Origin of the sequence: Vibrio atypicus, assembly GCF_009811315.1 — a bacterium.
Classification (GTDB): domain Bacteria; phylum Pseudomonadota; class Gammaproteobacteria; order Enterobacterales; family Vibrionaceae; genus Vibrio; species Vibrio atypicus.
Genome location: NZ_BLID01000025.1, coordinates 1 through 1,461, shown reverse-complemented (window position 1 = coordinate 1,461; position 1,461 = coordinate 1). Strand labels below are relative to the sequence as shown.

At 54.1% G+C, this 1,461-nt stretch carries 1 rRNA gene; it reads left to right on the top strand.

The features are described from left to right. Positions 1–1,450: ribosomal RNA gene (locus GVO60_RS22090) — 16S ribosomal RNA — on the top strand; the annotation flags it as partial. Positions 1,451–1,461: the final 11 nt, after the last annotated feature.

Sequence of the window (1,461 nt, the reverse complement as noted above, 5' to 3'; positions counted from 1 at the left end):
GGCGTCGAGCGGCGGACGGGTGAGTAATGCCTGGGAAATTGCCCTGATGTGGGGGATAACCATTGGAAACGATGGCTAATACCGCATAATGCCTTCGGGCCAAAGAGGGGGACCTTCGGGCCTCTCGCGTCAGGATATGCCCAGGTGGGATTAGCTAGTTGGTGAGGTAATGGCTCACCAAGGCGACGATCCCTAGCTGGTCTGAGAGGATGATCAGCCACACTGGAACTGAGACACGGTCCAGACTCCTACGGGAGGCAGCAGTGGGGAATATTGCACAATGGGCGCAAGCCTGATGCAGCCATGCCGCGTGTATGAAGAAGGCCTTCGGGTTGTAAAGTACTTTCAGTCGTGAGGAAGGTTCATACGTTAATAGCGTATGGATTTGACGTTAGCGACAGAAGAAGCACCGGCTAACTCCGTGCCAGCAGCCGCGGTAATACGGAGGGTGCGAGCGTTAATCGGAATTACTGGGCGTAAAGCGCATGCAGGTGGTTCGTTAAGTCAGATGTGAAAGCCCGGGGCTCAACCTCGGAATAGCATTTGAAACTGGCGGACTAGAGTACTGTAGAGGGGGGTAGAATTTCAGGTGTAGCGGTGAAATGCGTAGAGATCTGAAGGAATACCGGTGGCGAAGGCGGCCCCCTGGACAGATACTGACACTCAGATGCGAAAGCGTGGGGAGCAAACAGGATTAGATACCCTGGTAGTCCACGCCGTAAACGATGTCTACTTGGAGGTTGTGGCCTTGAGCCGTGGCTTTCGGAGCTAACGCGTTAAGTAGACCGCCTGGGGAGTACGGTCGCAAGATTAAAACTCAAATGAATTGACGGGGGCCCGCACAAGCGGTGGAGCATGTGGTTTAATTCGATGCAACGCGAAGAACCTTACCTACTCTTGACATCCAGAGAACTTTCCAGAGATGGATTGGTGCCTTCGGGAACTCTGAGACAGGTGCTGCATGGCTGTCGTCAGCTCGTGTTGTGAAATGTTGGGTTAAGTCCCGCAACGAGCGCAACCCTTATCCTTGTTTGCCAGCGAGTAATGTCGGGAACTCCAGGGAGACTGCCGGTGATAAACCGGAGGAAGGTGGGGACGACGTCAAGTCATCATGGCCCTTACGAGTAGGGCTACACACGTGCTACAATGGCGCATACAGAGGGCGGCCAACTTGCGAAAGTGAGCGAATCCCAAAAAGTGCGTCGTAGTCCGGATTGGAGTCTGCAACTCGACTCCATGAAGTCGGAATCGCTAGTAATCGTGGATCAGAATGCCACGGTGAATACGTTCCCGGGCCTTGTACACACCGCCCGTCACACCATGGGAGTGGGCTGCAAAAGAAGTGGGTAGTTTAACCTTCGGGGGGACGCTCACCACTTTGTGGTTCATGACTGGGGTGAAGTCGTAACAAGGTAGCGCTAGGGGAACCTGGCGCTGGATCACCTCCTTATACGATGATTA